Genomic DNA, 14948 nt, shown 5'->3' on the forward strand with positions numbered 1-14948 from the left:
CGTTTTCCGAGTGACGAACGAGAGACGGAGCGCACGACACCGGACGTAAATATCACGATAAAATCGCACAGACGGACCACGACAATACACACCACAACACATGACAGACGATAGCTCACGAAGTTCGGACGGCGCAGTCACCGACGGTGGCCGCGCGGCGGACGACGCGGCCACCGATGGGGGTCGCGCAGCTGACGACGCGGCCACCGATGGGGGTCGCGCAGCTGACGACGCGGCCACCGACGGCGGCGTCGCCGCGACTGCGGCACAGGAGCACAGCGACACCGACTACCTGGGTGCGGAAGTGAACATCCTGAACCCGAGCACGCCGTACATGCGCGATCACCTCCGCATCGTCTGGACGGGGTTCGCCGCCTGGGTCCTCGCGGTATGGGGGCCGGTGACCCTGACGCGGCTCGCGCCGGGCCCGATGACGAGTCAGATGCCGATCCTCCAGTTCCCGCTCCACTACTTCCTCGTCGCGTTCGGGGCGCCGACCAGCGCGCTGATCCTGGCGTTCTGGTACTCGCGAAAGCGGGACGCGCTCGACGAGAAGTACGGTATCGAACACGCGACCGTCACGGAGACGGGCAGCGGCGCTGACGTCGCGGCGACCGACGGAGGGACCGACGAATGACGGCGAGTTCGCTCCTCCTACAGAGCGACCTCCTCCCCGAGGCCCTCGACATCTCGTTCAAGATCGGGCCGGCGCTCCTCGTGATCGGGATGCTGGGGCTGTTCCTCACGATCGGGTTCGTCTTCCGCGTCGCCGACACCGACGACATGTGGGTCGCCGGTCGGTCCATCGGGAACGTCGAGAACGGGATGGCGATCGGGGCGAACTGGATGTCGGCGGCGTCGTACCTCGGGATGGCGGCGTCGATCGCACTCGCGGGGTTCTACGGCCTCGTGTTCGTCGTCGGCTGGACGACCGGCTACTTCATCCTGCTCATCTTCCTCGCCGCGCAGCTCCGCCGGTTCGGGAAGTACACGGCGCCGGACTTCGTCGGCGACCGCTTCAACTCCGACACCGCGCGCGCCATCGCGGCCGTGACGACGTTCCTCATCGGCTTCGTCTACGCCATCGGGCAGGCGAAGGGGATGGCCCTGGTCGGCCTGTACATCTTCGGTAACTACGGCGGCCTCATCCCCGGCCTCGACGGGTACCAGGTGATGGTCGTCGCCATGATGGTCGTCACCGTCGGCTACCTGACGCTGTCCGGCATGCTGGGCGCCACGAAGAACCAGGCGGTCCAGTACGTCATCCTCATCCTCGCGTTCGTCGTCGGGCTGTTCGTCGTCGGCTACACCAACGGTTACTCGACGGTGCTGCCGCAGCTCGAGTACGGCGCGCTGATCAGTCAGCTCGGCAGCGAGTTCTCGGAGCCGTTCGCCACGTCGAGCTACTACCTCTGGGTCGCCACGACGTTCTCGCTCATCGTCGGCACCTGCGGGCTCCCGCACGTCCTCGTCCGGTTCTACACGGTCGAGAGCGAGCGGACGGCCCGCTGGTCGACGGTCTGGGGGCTGTTCTTCATCTGTATCCTCTACTGGAGCGCCCCGGCGTTCGCGGCGTTCGGCACCGACCTCTACTCGCAGAACGTCGGCGCCACCTACGGCGACCCCGGCATGACGAGCGCGGCCAGCGAGGTCATCGTCGTGCTGGCGGCGCAGCTGTCCGGGCTCCCGGACTGGTTCGTCGGCATCGTCGCGGCGGGCGGTATCGCCGCGGCCATCGCGACCGTCGCCGGGCTGTTCATCGCCGGCTCCTCGGCGATCAGCCACGACATCTACACCAACATCATCAACGAGGACGCGACGCAGCGCCAGCAGATCCTCGTCGGCCGCCTCTCGATCGTCGCGCTGGGCGCGCTGACGACGCTGGCCGCGCTGAACCCCGCCTCCTCGATCGCGGCGCTCGTGGGCTACGCGTTCTCGCTCGCCGGCTCCGTGCTGTTCCCGATGTTCTTCCTCGGCATGTGGTGGGAGAACGCCAACCGGCAGGGCGCGCTCGCCGGCATGACGACCGGGCTGACGCTCTGGTCGATCCCGATGATCAACCAGATCGTCCCGACGTACATCGGCTCGCTCGAAGCGCCGCTGTCCGCGGGGCTGGCGCAGTGGATGCCCGCCATCGGCTCGGCGCTCGTCACGCTGCCCATCGTGATCGTGGTCACGGTCGTCGTCTCGATGGCGACCGACGAGCCGTCGCTCGAAACGAAGCGTATCGTCCGGCAGTGTCACAGCCCCGAACCGATGGGGCAACAGCAGACGGCCGAGGACGTCGTCGCCGCGGACGGCGGTGAGGACGTGGCGACGGATGGCGGCCGCGCAGCGGACGACGCGGGCGCGGAGGAGTAATCCATGTACGAACGCATCCTCGTTCCCACGGACGGAAGCGACGTCGCGGAGGCCGCCGTCGACCACGCGCTCGACCTCGCCGAGAAGTACGGCGCCGAGGTCCACGCGCTGTACGTGGTCGACATCGACTCCGTGAACTTCAGCCTCGGGACCGAACAGGTCGATCGGCTCAAGCAGGGCCGGTTCGACGAGATGGGCGAGCTGAAAGAGCAGGCCGACGAGGCGACCGGCGTCGTCGCCGGCCGCGGGGCCGAACGCGACATCGACGTCGTCGAACACGTCTCGGGCGGGCGGCCTCACAAGGTGATCGGCGACTACGCCGAGGACAACGGGATCGACCTCATCGTGATGGGGAGCCACGGCCGCGCGGGCGTCCGGCGCGCGCTGCTCGGGAGCGTCACCGAGCGGACGCTGCGTTCGACGCACGTCCCCGTCCTCGTCGTCGACTACCTCGACGAGGACTGAACCTCGACGGGGACCGACTCGGGGCCCGCCGCCCGTCCCCGCCTCGCGTTCGCCCGGTCCCCGACCGATCCGCTATCGGTACACCCACGTACTCCGACCGACACGCTCGCCCATGACCGAGACAGATCCGATCGACGACCCGGACGAGGAGGGCCCCGTCGACCGCGTCCGATCGCACGTCAGCGAGAACCGGGGCGGTATGCTCCAGGACCTCGTGTTCGCGATCGCTTGGGTGACCGTCGTGTCGCTCCTGTACGACTTCGCGTTCGCGAACACCCCGCAGTGGGTACTGTACATGTTCATGCTCGCCGGGATCCCGGCGTACTTCGGCTTCTTCCTGTCGCTGGAGATGGCGAAGCGGCAGCGGTAGCCGCGGCGCCCTCGCCTCCCCTCAGTCGTCGAGCGCCTCGACCGAGTCGTCCGGGTCCGCTCCGCCGTCATCGTCGACGGCGTCCGCGTCCGGTGCGACCGCGGCGCCGTCGGATTTCCCGACGACGCCCTCCGTCCACGTCCCGCGCAGGAACCACGCCGCGCCGACGGCGAAGGAGGCCACGGCGGCCGTCGCGTACGCCCACCACAGCCCGACGACCCCCCAGTCGAGGCCGACGTAGCCGACCCCGATCGAGGGGACGTCGACGGGACCGACCGCGACACCGCCGAGCGTGACCCCGACCGCGCCGAACGCGAGCAGGGCGGCGAGGGGGATCCGGACCGCCCAGCGCGAGAGCAGGGAGAGCGCCAGCGCCGCCTTGGTGTGGCCCGCGCCGCGGAACGCGCCCTGTATCACCATGAGCCCGCCGAAGAAGGCCCACGACAGCGCGATGACGCGGAGGAAGACGACCTCTTCGCCGACCGTCGCCGGGTCGTCGATGAAGACGCGCATCGCGGCCGCCGGGAAGAGCCAGACCGCGCCGCCGGCGACGCCCAGCAGCGCCATCGTTCCGAGCGTGGCGACGCGGGTGACGGCGACGGCGCGGTCGGGCGTCTCGGCCCCGAGGTTCTGTCCGACTCCGGTCGCGGTCGCCTGCCCGACCGCGCCCGTTACCGACCACGAGACGGACATCAGCCTGACGCCGATCCCGTAGGCCGCGGTCGCGGCCGGGCCGAACCGCGCGACGAGCGCCGCCACGAAGACGGCGGCGACGGCCTCGGTGCTCACCCGCCCGACCCAGAACCTGCCCGCGAGGCTGTACAGGGCCTAGAGGAGGTTGCCGAGCACCAGCGGCTACGCGAGGTCGAACAGCTTCGGGGCGATCGCCCCCGCCGTCATGTCGACCCGGGCGTCGTCGTTTCCCACGGCGAGTCCCGTTCGGGGGAGATCGCTCGCGACCTAACGCTTCGGGACGGTGTCGACGCGTCGGGTTCCTCCTCTCGTAGACCCGGAAAAACCGTTTCAAAGTTTTTACCGGCCAAACGCGTCCGAACCGGACGCGCTGGGCGCGCACGCAACACTTATGGCCCAGTCGGGAGTGGTTCCGGGTGCGATGGCGACAGGCAAGGTCGACTTCTTCAACGACACCGGCGGCTACGGATTCATCGAGACCGACGAGGCTGACGAGGACGTGTTCTTCCACATGGAAGACGTCGGCGGCCCCGACCTCGAGGAAGGCCAGGAGGTAGAGTTCGAGATCGAGGAGGCGGAGAAGGGTCCGCGCGCGACCAACCTCACTCGGCTGTAGCTCGCTCGGCCGTACCCGCGACCGGCGACGGCGGACAGCTCTCGAAACGCGTTCCGCGTATATGACTCGGCGAGCGGCGGCGCCGGAATTTTGGTCGCCGCGCCGCGAGGGCCGACATGGAGACCGACGGCACCGGCGACGGCGATCCGGAAGTCACCGATCTCGACGCGTTCGTCGCCGAGAACCTCGACCGCTACGCCGAGACGCAGGGGGTCCTCCCCGAGCGGCTCGACGAGTTCGGCGAGCGGTACCGGTCGCAGGGACACCTGACGCGCGAGGGGCTGTACGAGATCGCCTACGAGTCGTCGACGCGGAGCGCGTACCACGTCGAGGCGAACCCGCCCGAGCGCTGCCGGGAGGTGACCCGCAACGCCCGCGCAGTCGACGGCGACTTCTCGACGCTCCGCCTGATCACGGGGCTCTCGGGGTTCAAAGCGCCGACCGCGTCGTGCGTCGTCGCCGCGCTCGACGGCGACCGCCACGCGGTCGTCGACACCCGCGTGTGGGCGTCGCTGGAGCGGCTGGGGTACCTCGACGGGCGGAAGGAGTCGTTCGACGCCGCCGACTACGTGACGATGATCGGGCCGATCCGCGAGATCGCCGACGAGACCGGCCGCCGGGCGGTCGACGTGGGGTACGCGCTGTTCGCGCACGACGCGCACGTCCGGGACGGGACGCTGCACTGACTCGTCCGGCGGCGGTCCGGCCGCGTCGGCCGCGGCTACAGCGGGAACTCCACGCCGGTCGCCTCCTCGGAGTACTCCCAGAGCCTCCGGGCGTCCGCGCGGTCGTAGGAGGCGTCGTTCGACCGGCCCACGGTCGGGGTCCCGCGCATGTTCATGACGCCGCTCGGCTCGACGTAGGCGCCGCCGTCGACGTCGGCGGTCGCGGCGTACAGCATGGGGAGCGCGCCCGTCGCGGGGTCCTGCCCGAGGACCGCGTTCGCGGCCGTCATCGCGACTTTCATGAGAGGGTTGCCGCTCTCCTCCGCGGTGCGGTGCTGGAGGTTCGTGGCCGCGTAGCCCGGATGGCAGGCGACGCTGCGGACTGCGAGGTCGCCGGTCGCGCCCTCCCCGTCGCCCGCGTCGGCGTCGTCGATCCGGCGCTGGAGCTCGTAGGCGAACAGCAGGTTCGCGAGCTTGCTCCGGCCGTACGCCTTCCACTTCCCGTACGAGCGCTCCCAGTTGAGGTCCGAGAAGTCCACCTCGCCCTGCTCGTGGGCGCCCGACGACTGCGTGACGACGCGCGCGTCGCCGCCGACGCCGTCGGCGTCGTCGAGCAGCGGGAACAGGCGCCCGGTGAGCGCGAAGTGGCCGAGGTGGTTCACGCCGAACTGGGTCTCGAAGCCGTCCTCGGTCTCGCTCCGCGGGATCGCCATCACGCCGGCGTTGTTACAGAGGACGTCGACCGCGTCGTAGCCGTCCTCGACCCCCTCGGCGAACGCCCGCACCGAGTCGAGGGAGGCGAGGTCGCACTCGCGGACGTCGAGGTCGAGGTCGGCCCGGTCGGCGGCGCTCTCCCGTCGGATCTCGTCGGCGGCGCGCTCGCCGCGCTCGACGCTCCGACACGCCATCACGACGGTCGCGCCCCGCTCGGCGAAGGCGCGCGTCCCCTCGTAACCGAGCCCGCTGTTCGCCCCGGTGACGACGACGGTCTTCCCGTCGAGCCGCGGCATCTCGTCCGCCGTCCAGCCTGACATGACCGTTCGGAGGGGCCACGCGGTGAGAAAGCTGTCGGCCGGCGAACCGGTGGATACCGACCGGAGCGGAGCGAGCGGCCGGACGTTACACCGACACGAGACAGCGTCTAACGCCGGTATCTACGTTCACCGCGCTGGCGGTGCGTTTTTAACTGCCTCGGTGGAAGGGAGGGACACCGAATGACGTCCTTCCAGTCGACGATCGGCGACGAGGAGGGGATCGCGGAGGAGCTGGCCGAGGGCCAGCGCGAGATCTCCATCGCCGAGTTCTTCGAGAAGAACAAGCACATGCTCGGGTTCGACTCGGGCGCCCGCGGCCTCGTCACCGCCGTCAAGGAGGCGGTCGACAACGCCCTCGACGCGACCGAGGAGGCCGGCGTCCTCCCCGACATCTACGTCGAGATCGAGGAGGTGGGCGACTACTACCGGCTCGTCATCGAGGACAACGGGCCCGGTATCACGAAAGAACAACTTCCAAAAGTTTTCGGGAAGCTCTTGTATGGTTCAAGATTTCACACTCGTGAACAAAACCGCGGTCAACAGGGGATCGGGATTTCAGCGGCCGTGCTATACTCGCAGCTGACGTCCGGCCAGCCGGCGAAGATCACCTCGCGCCCGAAGGGGCAGTCGCGGGCGCAGTACTTCGAGCTCATCATCGACACCGACACGAACGAGCCGGAGATCAAGGCGGACGAGGAGGCGACGTGGGACCGCCCGCACGGCACCCGCATCGAGCTGGAGATGGAGGCCAACATGCGCGCTCGTCAGCAGCTCCACGACTACGTGAAACACACCGCGGTCGTCAACCCCCACGCCCGCATCGAGCTACGCGAGCCGGGGCTCGACGAGCCGATGAAGTTCGAGCGCGCGACCGACGAGCTGCCGGCGGAGACGACGGAGATCCGCCCGCACCCCCACGGGGTCGAGCTCGGCGCGTTGATCAAGATGCTGGAGGCGACCGAGTCGTACTCCGTCTCCGGTTTCCTCCAGGAGGAGTTCACCCGGGTCGGCAAGAAGACGGCGGACTCGGTCATCGACAACTTCCGGGACGTGTACTACGGCCGCGAGCTCTCGTGGACGCCGCCGCGCGCCCACGACGACGGCGACGTCGCCGCCGCGGTGCGCGAGGCGGTCGCCAACAAGGGGAAGGCGGCGACCGCCGACTTCGCCGAGGGCGTCGCCGAGACCGTCGCGGGCAACGACCGCCTCAGCCGGTCCGAGCTCGCGACTATCGTCGGGAACGTCGCCGACCGCGTCGAGGGCGACACCGGCAAGACGTTCGGCGGGACCGTCCGCGAGAACGCGGTCGACGCCGCGTGGCGGGCGGTCACCGGGGTTGACGCCGACGGCGACGCGGTCGGGGGCGCCGGAGACGCGGACGGTGCCGACGCCGAGGACGACGAGACCGCAGCGTCGCCCCTCGTCGCCGACGCGTACGCGCTCGTCGACGAGGCGACCTCGACGCGGAAGGACGACGCCGCCGTGCGGGCGATGGCCGACGCGCTGACGCGTCGGTTCCTGAACCTCGACGGCGACGCCTTCCGGATCGCCCGCGACGACCTGGAGCGGCTCGTCGCCGACGCGGCGGACTTCGTGGCCGAGCAGCACGACGCGACGTTCGGCGAGACCGCCCGCGAGAACGTCGTCGAGGCGTTCTGGTCGCGGGCGCGAACCGTGCCCGACGACCCGCCGAAGGTGCGGTCGATCGCCGGCGACCGCGACGCGTCGGCCGACCTGCTCGACGCGATGCGGACCACCGACATCCTCGCGCCGCCGACCGACTGCCTCGCGCCGATCACGGCCGAGCTCGTCGAGGCCGGGCTCCGCAAGGAGTACGACGCCGACTTCTACGCGGCCGCGACCCGCGACGCCGAGGTCCACGGCGGCGACCCGTTCATCGTCGAGGCCGGCATCGCCTACGGCGGGTCGATCCCGTCCGAGGGGTCGGTGGAGCTGCTCCGGTTCGCGAACCGGGTCCCCCTGGTGTACCAGCGCGGCGCCTGCGCGACGACGGACGTGATAAAGGGGATCGGCTGGCGCAACTACGGCCTCGACCAGCCCGGCGGCTCCGGGCTCCCGAACGGGCCGGCCGTGATATCGATCCACGTCGCCTCCACGAACGTCCCGTTCACGAGCGAGTCGAAGGACGCGCTCGCGAACGTCCCGGCGATCGAAGACGAGATCGAGCTCGCGGTGCGGGAGGCCGCGCGGGAGCTGAAGTCGTTCCTCAACAAGCGGCGCTCGATGCAGCAGCGACGCGAGAAGCAGGACGTGCTCGGGCGGATCCTCCCGGAGATGGCCGACAAGGTCTCGGAGGTGACGGGCCGGCCGCGGCCCGACATCGACGGGGCCCTGGCGCGGATCATGAACAACGTCAGCGTCGAGCGCGAGGTGTCGGACGGCACCGTGACGCTGGTCGTCGAGAACCACTCCGACGTGAACGAACAGCTGGAGATAACGGACATCGTCTCGGCCGAGCCGACCGATCCCTCGGACGGGACGGTGGTCGACATGGACGGCGAGTGGTTCGTGCAGTGGAAGCCCGAGGTGCCCTCGGGCGACGAGCGGGAACTGACGTACGCGGTCGACGAGGACGCCGAGTTCGAGGTCAGCGTCGGCGGCGTGGAGACGGAGAAACTCACGGTGAACGCCTAAATGACGACCGAAAGCGACGCACGAGACGAGCTGATCGACCTGGCCGCGGACTTCTACGACCAGTTCGCCGCGGGGGACATCCCGGAGATGACGCTTCCCACGCGGACGAAGAGCAACATCGAGTACGACACGGAGAGCGGCGTGTGGACGTACGGCGACCGCACGTCGACGCGCAGCGCCAACTCGGTGCGGGGCGCGCGCAAGCTGCTGAAGGCGGCGTACACGATCGAGTTCCTCGCGAACCAGCTCGACGAGGACCGGTCGTCGACCCTCCGGGAGCTGTACTACCTCTCCGAGTCGTGGGACAACGACGAGGCGCAGTTCAAGTCGCAGGACGAGTCGAACGACCTCGTGGAGGACCTCGAAATCGTGACCGGCGTCACCCGCGAGGACTTCCACATGCGCCCGGAGGAGTCGGGCGCGACCCTGATGGGCCCGCTGGAGATCCGCGAGCAGACCCGCCGGGGCGAGCGCGAGATCCACTGCCAGGAGGACGTCGGCGAGGGCGGCTACCAGATCCCGAACAACCCCGACATGATCGAGTTCCTCGACGACGACATCGACTTCGCCCTCGCGGTCGAGACCGGCGGGATGCGCGACCGGCTCGTCGAGAACGGGTTCGACGAGGCGTACGACTGCCTCGTCATCCACCTGAAGGGCCAGCCCGCGCGGGCGACCCGCCGGATCACGAAGCGCGTCCACGACGAGCTCGGCGTTCCGATCGCCGTCTTCGCCGACGGCGACCCGTGGTCCTACCGGATCTACGGCTCCGTGGCGTACGGCTCGATCAAGTCCGCGCACCTGTCGAAGTACCTCGCGACCCCGGAGGCGCAGTTCGTCGGGATCCAGCCCGAGGACATCGTCGAGTACGACCTCCCGGCCGACCCGCTCTCGGACTCGGACGTGAACGCCCTCGAATCCGAGCTTGACGACCCGCGCTTCCAGACGGACTACTGGGAGGAGCAGATCGAGCTCCAGCTCGACATCGGGAAGAAGTCCGAACAGCAGTCGCTCGCGAGCCGCGGGCTCGACTTCGTCACCGACACCTACCTCCCCGAGCGGCTCGGGGAGATGGGCGTGATCTGAGGGGACGAAGACGGCGAACCGACGCCGCCCCCTACTCGTCCGCGTAGACGATCTCGTCGACCTCGCGCCGTTCCCCCTCGGAATCGTCGTTCTCGTACTTGTACACGACGCCCTCATCCTCGTCTGCGGTCGCGTTGTGCGAGCCGTCACAGAGCGGCTTCGTGTCCGAGAGCCCGCACCGGCAGACGTAGATCAGATCGTCGTCGCCCATGTCGGACTCGTCGAGTACCGCCGGGCCCCGCTCCTCGTGAGTGACTTCGCGCGCCATGGGATCCGATCCGGCGCGAGGGTGAAACCGGTTGCGCCGGTGGCGACGCGTGACCCCGACCGCCGCAACCCCCTTGCCCGTGGGGCGCCTACGTCGGGTATGAGCGAGACCGGCGAGGCCGACGCGACCGACCCGCGCGAGCTGACCGACGAGGAGTGGCGCGAGCGCCTCTCCGACGAGGAGTATCGGATACTCCGCGAGAGCGGCACGGAGGCGAAGTTCTCCGGCGAGTACGTCGACCACCACCCCGACGACGGGAACTACCGCTGTCGGGCCTGCGGGACCGTCCTCTTCGACGCCGAGACGAAGTACGAGTCCGGCTGCGGCTGGCCCGCCTTCTACGCCGCCGAGGAGGAGAACGTGACGACGACGCTCGACACGAGCCACGGGATGCGCCGCACCGAGGTCCGGTGCGCGACCTGCGACTCCCACCTCGGCCACGTGTTCGACGACGGCCCCGAGCCGACCGGCAAGCGGTTCTGCATCAACTCGGTCGCGATGGAGTACGACGAGGCGTGAGTCGGACGCGGGCGGGGCGGTCGACCCGATCCACATACCCGTTACTCGGCCAACTGCAGCCTGACGACGAACACGGCGCCCTTCGGCTCGTTGTCCTCGACCCACACGTCGCCGTCGTAGATCTCGACGAGCGAGCGAACCAGATAGAGCCCGATCCCGGCGCCCGGGCTGTCGAGCCCCTTCTCTCCCTTCCCGAATATCTCGTCGCGCTGGTCCTCGGGGATCCCCGGCCCGTTGTCGGCGACGCGGACCTCGGCGACGCCCTCGGCCTCGTCGACCGTCGCGGACACCGTGACCTTCGGCGGCGTCTCGTCGTTGTGCTGGACCGCGTTCCGGAGGAGGTTCCGGAACACGGAGCTCAGCATCTCGTCGCCGACGACCTCGGCCTCGGGGAACGACCCCTCGACCGTGAAGACGGCCTCCGGGTACCCCGACCGGACCTCCTCGACCTGTTGTGAGAGGGTCCGAGCGAGCGAGACGCGGCTCGGCTCGGCGTCCTCCCGGAGCATCACCTCCGCGAGGTCCCGGACCGTGGTGGTGAGCGAGACCGCGCTCTTCGTGTTCCGCTTGATGACGTCGAGGTACTCCTTGCCCTCCTCGTCGACGTGGTCGTCGAGCAGCTCGGCGTACGCCCCGACGAGCTGGAGGTCGTTGCGGATGTCGTGGCGCATCACCTGGTTCAGCAGTCGGAGGTCGTCCCGCTGTCGCTTGAGCCGCTCCTCCGGGTCGACGTCGGCCTCGCTCATACCGGGAGCGTACGCCCGCCCGGCGTTTTTAGATGCCGGTCGCGGGAGACGGGTGCGCCGACCGCCACCGCCTCAGATCCCCTCGTCGAGGAGTTCGCGGGCGACGATGTTCTTCTGGATCTCGGTGGTGCCCTCGTAGATCTGGGTGATCTTCGCGTCGCGATAGAGCCGCTCGACGTCGTGGTCGTTGACGAAGCCGGCACCGCCGTGGACCTGGACCGCCTCGTCGGCGACGTCGACGGCGACCCGCGACGCGAACTCCTTGGCCATCGACGCCAGCGCCGTGAGGTCTCCCGACTCGTTGTCGACCGCCCACGCGGACCGGTAGGTGAGCCAGCGGGCCGCCTCGGTGTTCGTGTGCATCTCCGCGAGCTTGTGTTTGATCGCCTGGAAGTCGCCGATCGGGCGCCCGAACTGCTCGCGCTCCTCGGCGTACGCCAGGGCGCGCTCGGCCGCGCCGCGGGCGATCCCGACCCCCTGCGCGGCGACCGCGGTGCGGGTCTCGTCGAAGAACTGCATCAGCTGGAGGAAGCCCATCCCGCGCTGACCGATCAGGTTCTCCTCGGGCACCCGCACGTCGTCGAACCTGAGCTCGGCGGTGTCGCTCGCGCGGATGCCGAGCTTCCCGGTGATCTTGTCGCGGGTGAGCCCGTCCCGGTCGCCCTCGACGAGGATCTGCGAGTAGCCGGAGTAGCGGTCGTCGACCTCCGGGTCCGTCTCGCAGACGACGACGAAGTAGTCGGCGACGGTGCCGTTCGTGATCCACATCTTCGAGCCGTTGATAACCCACTCGTCGCCGTCCTTCTCCGCGGCGCTGCCGCTCCGTTCCGAGGCGCTCCGCGCCTCGCGCTTCTCCGCGCGGGTCGCGACCGAGGTCACGTCCGAACCCGCCTGCGGCTCCGAGATGGCCGAGCCCATCACCGCGTCGCCGGCGGTCACCTCGGGGAGGACGCGCTCCTTCTGCGCCTCCGTGCCGAACTCCATCAGCGCCTCGGCGCCGAACCCGGCGCTGGAGATACAGAGACCGATCCCCGGGTCGGCGGCGAACAGCTCCTCCGTGAGGATCGCGTTCTCCAGCGAGGAGTAGCCGACGCCGCCGTACTCCACGGGAACGTGCGGCGCGAGCAACCCCATCTCCGCGGCCTCCTCCATGACCTCGTGAGGGTACGCCTCCTCGACGTCGTGCTCGGTCGCGACCGGTCGGATCTCCTCGTCGGCGAACTTCCGGACCTCCTCGCGCAGCTGCTCTTGTTCATCGGTCAGCTGGAACTCCATGCCGGCGCTTCGCCGGAGTCCGTGATAGAGGTTGTCAAACGGTCGGGAATTCGAACCCCGTTTACAGTTTGACGGTCCGGTAGCCGCTGCGGTGGAGGCGTTCGGGAAGGGGAGGCTCGCGAGGGCGAGACCGGGGCCGGACTCGCGAGGGCGACGCTCGACGCGCCAACGACCGCGGACCGGCGGTTCAGAACTCCCGTTCCTCGCGCACCTCGTAGTGTTTCGCGCGGTCGTCGAACCGCTTGAGGACCTCGCGAGCCGCGGGGGGAACGTGCGCGTTCCGGTACTCCTCGCCCGCGAACTCCTTCACCGACGCCACGGAGTCGAACCGGATGATCGTGACGAACTCGACCTCCTCGCCGTCGGAGCGGCGGAGCACCCGGGCGCCGCGGTAGCCGTCGATCCCCTCGTCGGCGAACGACGGGAGGATCTCCTCCCGGAGGCGTCGCTCGTACTCGTCCGCGTTCGCCGGCGTCGTCCACCCGTGCCAGATCCTGTCGATCATCGTTTCGCGTCGGACGGTCTATCGGCGACCGGCCACGTAACCGTGGCGGCCGCCTCAGCGGTTCTCGACGAACGTCGCGATGCGGTCGGTCGCCTCCTTCAGCTCGCGCATGGAGGTCGCGTACGACACCCGGAGGTGGCCCTCGCCGCCCGCGCCGAAGACCGACCCGGGGACGACCGCGACGCCCTGCGCCTCCAGCAGCGCCTCGGCGAACGCCTCGTCGTCGCCGCCGCAGTCGGGGAACGCGTAGAACGCGCCGCCCGGCTCGAACGTGTCGAGCCCCATCTCGTTGAACCGCGAGACGACCAGCCGCCGGCGGCGGTTGTACTCGTCGACCATCTCCGCCACCTCGTCGTCGCAGCGGTCGAGCGCCTCGCACGCGGCGTACTGCGGCGTCGTCGGCGCCGACAGCATCGTGTACTGGTGGATCCGGTTCATCGCGTCGATCGCCTCGGTCGGGCCGAGCGCGTAGCCGAGCCGAAGGCCGGTCATCGCGTACGCCTTCGAGAAGCCGTTGACGACGACGGTGCGCTCGCGCATCCCCGGCTGCGTCGCGATCGAGGCGTGGTCGGCGCCGTAGGTGAGCGCGGCGTATATCTCGTCGGCGACCACCCGGATCTCGTTGTCGCGGCAGAAGGCGGCGACCTCGGCGAGTTGCTCGCCGCTCATCGTCGCGCCCGTCGGGTTGTTCGGGTAACAGAGGACGAGGAGGTCGGCGTCGGCCGCGCCGGACGCCTCCAGCGCCTCCCGGGTGAGCGCGAAGTCGTCCGCGGCCCGCGTGGGGACCGTGAGCCGCTCGCCGCCGGCCAGCTCGATCCCCGGCCCGTAGGAGATGTACGTCGGCTCGTGGACGGCGACCGTGTCGCCGGGGTCGACCAGCGCGCGGAACGCGAGGTCGACGGCCTCGCTCGCGCCCGTGGTGACGAGCACCTCCTCGGCCGGGTCGTACGACTGGTCGTAGCGCTCGTGGTGGGCCGCGACCCGCTCGCGGAGCGCCGCCATCCCGCGGTTCGCCGTGTAGGAGGTCTTGCCGCGTTCGAGCGAGTCGATCGCGGCCGTGCGGGCCGCCCACGGCGCGGAGTAGTCGGGCTCGCCGACGCCGAGCGAGATCACGTCGTCGCGCGCCTCCGCGAGCTCGAAGAACTTCCGGATCCCCGACTCGGGGAGGTCGCGCGCGCGGTCGGAGAGCCTCATGGCGAGACGGAGAGGCGGTCGTCGTCGTCGCCGTCCTCGAACCGGACCCCGCCGTCCTTGTACGTCTCCATGATGTAGTGGGTCACCGTCTGGGTGACCTCCGGCATGGGCGCGACCTGCTCGGAGATGAACCGCGAGACGTCCTGCATCGTCTCGCCGAGCACCTCGACGGCGAAGTCGTAGTCGCCGGAGACGAGGTGGAGGGCGTCGACGGCCGGGAACTTCGCGATCCGGTCGGCGACCTCCTCGTAGCCGGTCTCGCGGTCGAGCTCGACGTTGATCTCGACGACCGCCCGGATCTTCCCCTCATCGACGCGGTCCCAGTCGACGACCGCCTGGTAGCCGTGGACCACGTTGTCCGCCTCCAGCCCGTCGATCGCGTCCGCTACCGCTGCCGCGTCGAGGCCCGTCTGGGCCGCGATGTCGTCGATGTCCTCGCGGGCGTTCCGCGCCAACACGTCGAGTACCTCGCGCTCGGCGTCCATACCGAACGATC

The 14948-nt window shown here is 69.6% G+C and carries 17 protein-coding genes; 9 read left to right on the forward strand and 8 right to left on the reverse strand.

Features of this window, described 5'->3' with window-relative positions; translation table 11 throughout:
• Window positions 1–100 precede the first annotated feature (100 nt).
• From NO900_RS12580 to NO900_RS12595, 4 genes are all read left to right on the forward strand, one after another.
• Window positions 101–637, forward strand: a complete 537-nt coding sequence (locus NO900_RS12580; RefSeq protein WP_256409567.1) for a DUF4212 domain-containing protein — start codon at window positions 101–103, stop codon at window positions 635–637.
• Window positions 634–2361 carry a VC_2705 family sodium/solute symporter gene (locus tag NO900_RS12585; protein ID WP_256409568.1) on the forward strand — a complete coding sequence of 576 codons (1728 nt, stop codon included), beginning with the start codon at window positions 634–636 and terminating at the stop codon, window positions 2359–2361. Before NO900_RS12580 ends, NO900_RS12585 begins: the two co-directional genes overlap by 4 nt.
• A gap of 3 nt (window positions 2362–2364) precedes the next feature.
• Window positions 2365–2826, forward strand: coding sequence for a universal stress protein (locus NO900_RS12590; RefSeq protein WP_256409569.1), 462 nt, complete (start codon window positions 2365–2367; stop codon window positions 2824–2826).
• Window positions 2827–2938: 112 nt separating this feature from the next.
• Window positions 2939–3196 (forward strand): DUF8119 family protein, encoded by a 258-nt coding sequence (locus NO900_RS12595; protein ID WP_256409570.1) that lies wholly within the window; start codon window positions 2939–2941, stop codon window positions 3194–3196.
• Between the two features lie 21 nt (window positions 3197–3217).
• On the opposite strand, the gene NO900_RS12600 is transcribed toward NO900_RS12595, so the two are convergent.
• Window positions 3218–3985, reverse strand: coding sequence for an MATE family efflux transporter (locus NO900_RS12600; protein ID WP_321169229.1), 768 nt, complete (start codon window positions 3983–3985; stop codon window positions 3218–3220).
• A gap of 325 nt (window positions 3986–4310) precedes the next feature.
• Here NO900_RS12600 and NO900_RS12605 point away from each other — a divergent pair, with 325 nt between their 5' ends.
• Window positions 4311–4505 carry a cold-shock protein gene (locus tag NO900_RS12605; RefSeq protein WP_256409571.1) on the forward strand — a complete coding sequence of 65 codons (195 nt, stop codon included), beginning with the start codon at window positions 4311–4313 and terminating at the stop codon, window positions 4503–4505.
• A gap of 116 nt (window positions 4506–4621) precedes the next feature.
• The gene (locus tag NO900_RS12610) at window positions 4622–5191 is read left to right on the forward strand and encodes a hypothetical protein (RefSeq protein WP_256409572.1); all 570 of its coding nucleotides are present in this window, start codon (window positions 4622–4624) and stop codon (window positions 5189–5191) included.
• 35 nt (window positions 5192–5226) lie between these two features.
• Here the strand turns inward: NO900_RS12610 and NO900_RS12615 are convergent, their stop codons facing one another.
• Window positions 5227–6204 (reverse strand): oxidoreductase, encoded by a 978-nt coding sequence (locus NO900_RS12615; RefSeq protein WP_256409573.1) that lies wholly within the window; start codon window positions 6202–6204, stop codon window positions 5227–5229.
• A 180-nt stretch (window positions 6205–6384) separates the two neighbouring features.
• Here NO900_RS12615 and NO900_RS12620 point away from each other — a divergent pair, with 180 nt between their 5' ends.
• Together NO900_RS12620 and NO900_RS12625 are read left to right on the forward strand one after the other, a co-directional pair.
• Window positions 6385–8859 carry a DNA topoisomerase VI subunit B gene (locus NO900_RS12620; RefSeq protein WP_256409574.1) on the forward strand — a complete coding sequence of 825 codons (2475 nt, stop codon included), beginning with the start codon at window positions 6385–6387 and terminating at the stop codon, window positions 8857–8859.
• Window positions 8860–9945, forward strand: coding sequence for a DNA topoisomerase IV subunit A (locus tag NO900_RS12625; protein WP_256409575.1), 1086 nt, complete (start codon window positions 8860–8862; stop codon window positions 9943–9945).
• A 31-nt stretch (window positions 9946–9976) separates the two neighbouring features.
• Here NO900_RS12625 and NO900_RS12630 read toward each other — a convergent pair whose 3' ends face one another.
• A complete protein-coding gene (locus tag NO900_RS12630) occupies window positions 9977–10213 on the reverse strand; it encodes a CDGSH iron-sulfur domain-containing protein (RefSeq protein ID WP_256409576.1) in 237 nt (78 codons plus the stop codon).
• Between the two features lie 99 nt (window positions 10214–10312).
• Here NO900_RS12630 and msrB point away from each other — a divergent pair, with 99 nt between their 5' ends.
• Window positions 10313–10732: a peptide-methionine (R)-S-oxide reductase MsrB gene (msrB, locus tag NO900_RS12635; RefSeq protein WP_256409577.1), complete on the forward strand. Its 420-nt coding sequence runs from the start codon at window positions 10313–10315 to the stop codon at window positions 10730–10732.
• A gap of 41 nt (window positions 10733–10773) precedes the next feature.
• On the opposite strand, the gene NO900_RS12640 is transcribed toward msrB, so the two are convergent.
• The 5 genes from NO900_RS12640 to NO900_RS12660 all read right to left on the reverse strand — a co-directional run bounded on the left by NO900_RS12640 (window position 10774) and on the right by NO900_RS12660 (window position 14937).
• Window positions 10774–11478 carry a sensor histidine kinase gene (locus NO900_RS12640; protein WP_256409578.1) on the reverse strand — a complete coding sequence of 235 codons (705 nt, stop codon included), beginning with the start codon at window positions 11476–11478 and terminating at the stop codon, window positions 10774–10776.
• 72 nt (window positions 11479–11550) lie between these two features.
• Entirely contained in the window at window positions 11551–12753 is a 1203-nt protein-coding gene (locus NO900_RS12645; protein ID WP_256409579.1) for an acyl-CoA dehydrogenase family protein, read from the reverse strand.
• 187 nt (window positions 12754–12940) lie between these two features.
• Complete coding sequence (locus NO900_RS12650) at window positions 12941–13258, reverse strand: antibiotic biosynthesis monooxygenase family protein (RefSeq protein ID WP_256409580.1); 318 nt, start codon at window positions 13256–13258, stop codon at window positions 12941–12943.
• A gap of 54 nt (window positions 13259–13312) precedes the next feature.
• Entirely contained in the window at window positions 13313–14452 is a 1140-nt protein-coding gene (locus tag NO900_RS12655) for a pyridoxal phosphate-dependent aminotransferase (protein WP_256409581.1), read from the reverse strand.
• Complete coding sequence (locus NO900_RS12660) at window positions 14449–14937, reverse strand: Lrp/AsnC family transcriptional regulator (RefSeq protein WP_256409582.1); 489 nt, start codon at window positions 14935–14937, stop codon at window positions 14449–14451. Before NO900_RS12660 ends, NO900_RS12655 begins: the two co-directional genes overlap by 4 nt.
• Window positions 14938–14948: the final 11 nt, after the last annotated feature.

It is taken from the genome of Halorubrum rutilum, assembly GCF_024494565.1.

Bases quoted from the DNA above. Each gene is read 5' to 3' on its own strand.
- NO900_RS12580 (WP_256409567.1), top strand. From the start codon at position 101: ATGACAGACGATAGCTCACGAAGTTCGGACGGCGCAGTCACCGACGGT.
- NO900_RS12585 (WP_256409568.1), top strand. From the start codon at position 634: ATGACGGCGAGTTCGCTCCTCCTACAGAGCGACCTCCTCCCCGAGGCC.
- NO900_RS12590 (WP_256409569.1), top strand. From the start codon at position 2,365: ATGTACGAACGCATCCTCGTTCCCACGGACGGAAGCGACGTCGCGGAG.
- NO900_RS12595 (WP_256409570.1), top strand. From the start codon at position 2,939: ATGACCGAGACAGATCCGATCGACGACCCGGACGAGGAGGGCCCCGTC.
- NO900_RS12605 (WP_256409571.1), top strand. From the start codon at position 4,311: ATGGCGACAGGCAAGGTCGACTTCTTCAACGACACCGGCGGCTACGGA.
- NO900_RS12610 (WP_256409572.1), top strand. From the start codon at position 4,622: ATGGAGACCGACGGCACCGGCGACGGCGATCCGGAAGTCACCGATCTC.
- NO900_RS12615 (WP_256409573.1), bottom strand. From the start codon at position 6,204: ATGTCAGGCTGGACGGCGGACGAGATGCCGCGGCTCGACGGGAAGACC.
- NO900_RS12620 (WP_256409574.1), top strand. From the start codon at position 6,385: ATGACGTCCTTCCAGTCGACGATCGGCGACGAGGAGGGGATCGCGGAG.
- NO900_RS12625 (WP_256409575.1), top strand. From the start codon at position 8,860: ATGACGACCGAAAGCGACGCACGAGACGAGCTGATCGACCTGGCCGCG.
- NO900_RS12630 (WP_256409576.1), bottom strand. From the start codon at position 10,213: ATGGCGCGCGAAGTCACTCACGAGGAGCGGGGCCCGGCGGTACTCGAC.
- msrB (WP_256409577.1), top strand. From the start codon at position 10,313: ATGAGCGAGACCGGCGAGGCCGACGCGACCGACCCGCGCGAGCTGACC.
- NO900_RS12640 (WP_256409578.1), bottom strand. From the start codon at position 11,478: ATGAGCGAGGCCGACGTCGACCCGGAGGAGCGGCTCAAGCGACAGCGG.
- NO900_RS12645 (WP_256409579.1), bottom strand. From the start codon at position 12,753: ATGGAGTTCCAGCTGACCGATGAACAAGAGCAGCTGCGCGAGGAGGTC.
- NO900_RS12650 (WP_256409580.1), bottom strand. From the start codon at position 13,258: ATGATCGACAGGATCTGGCACGGGTGGACGACGCCGGCGAACGCGGAC.
- NO900_RS12655 (WP_256409581.1), bottom strand. From the start codon at position 14,452: ATGAGGCTCTCCGACCGCGCGCGCGACCTCCCCGAGTCGGGGATCCGG.
- NO900_RS12660 (WP_256409582.1), bottom strand. From the start codon at position 14,937: ATGGACGCCGAGCGCGAGGTACTCGACGTGTTGGCGCGGAACGCCCGC.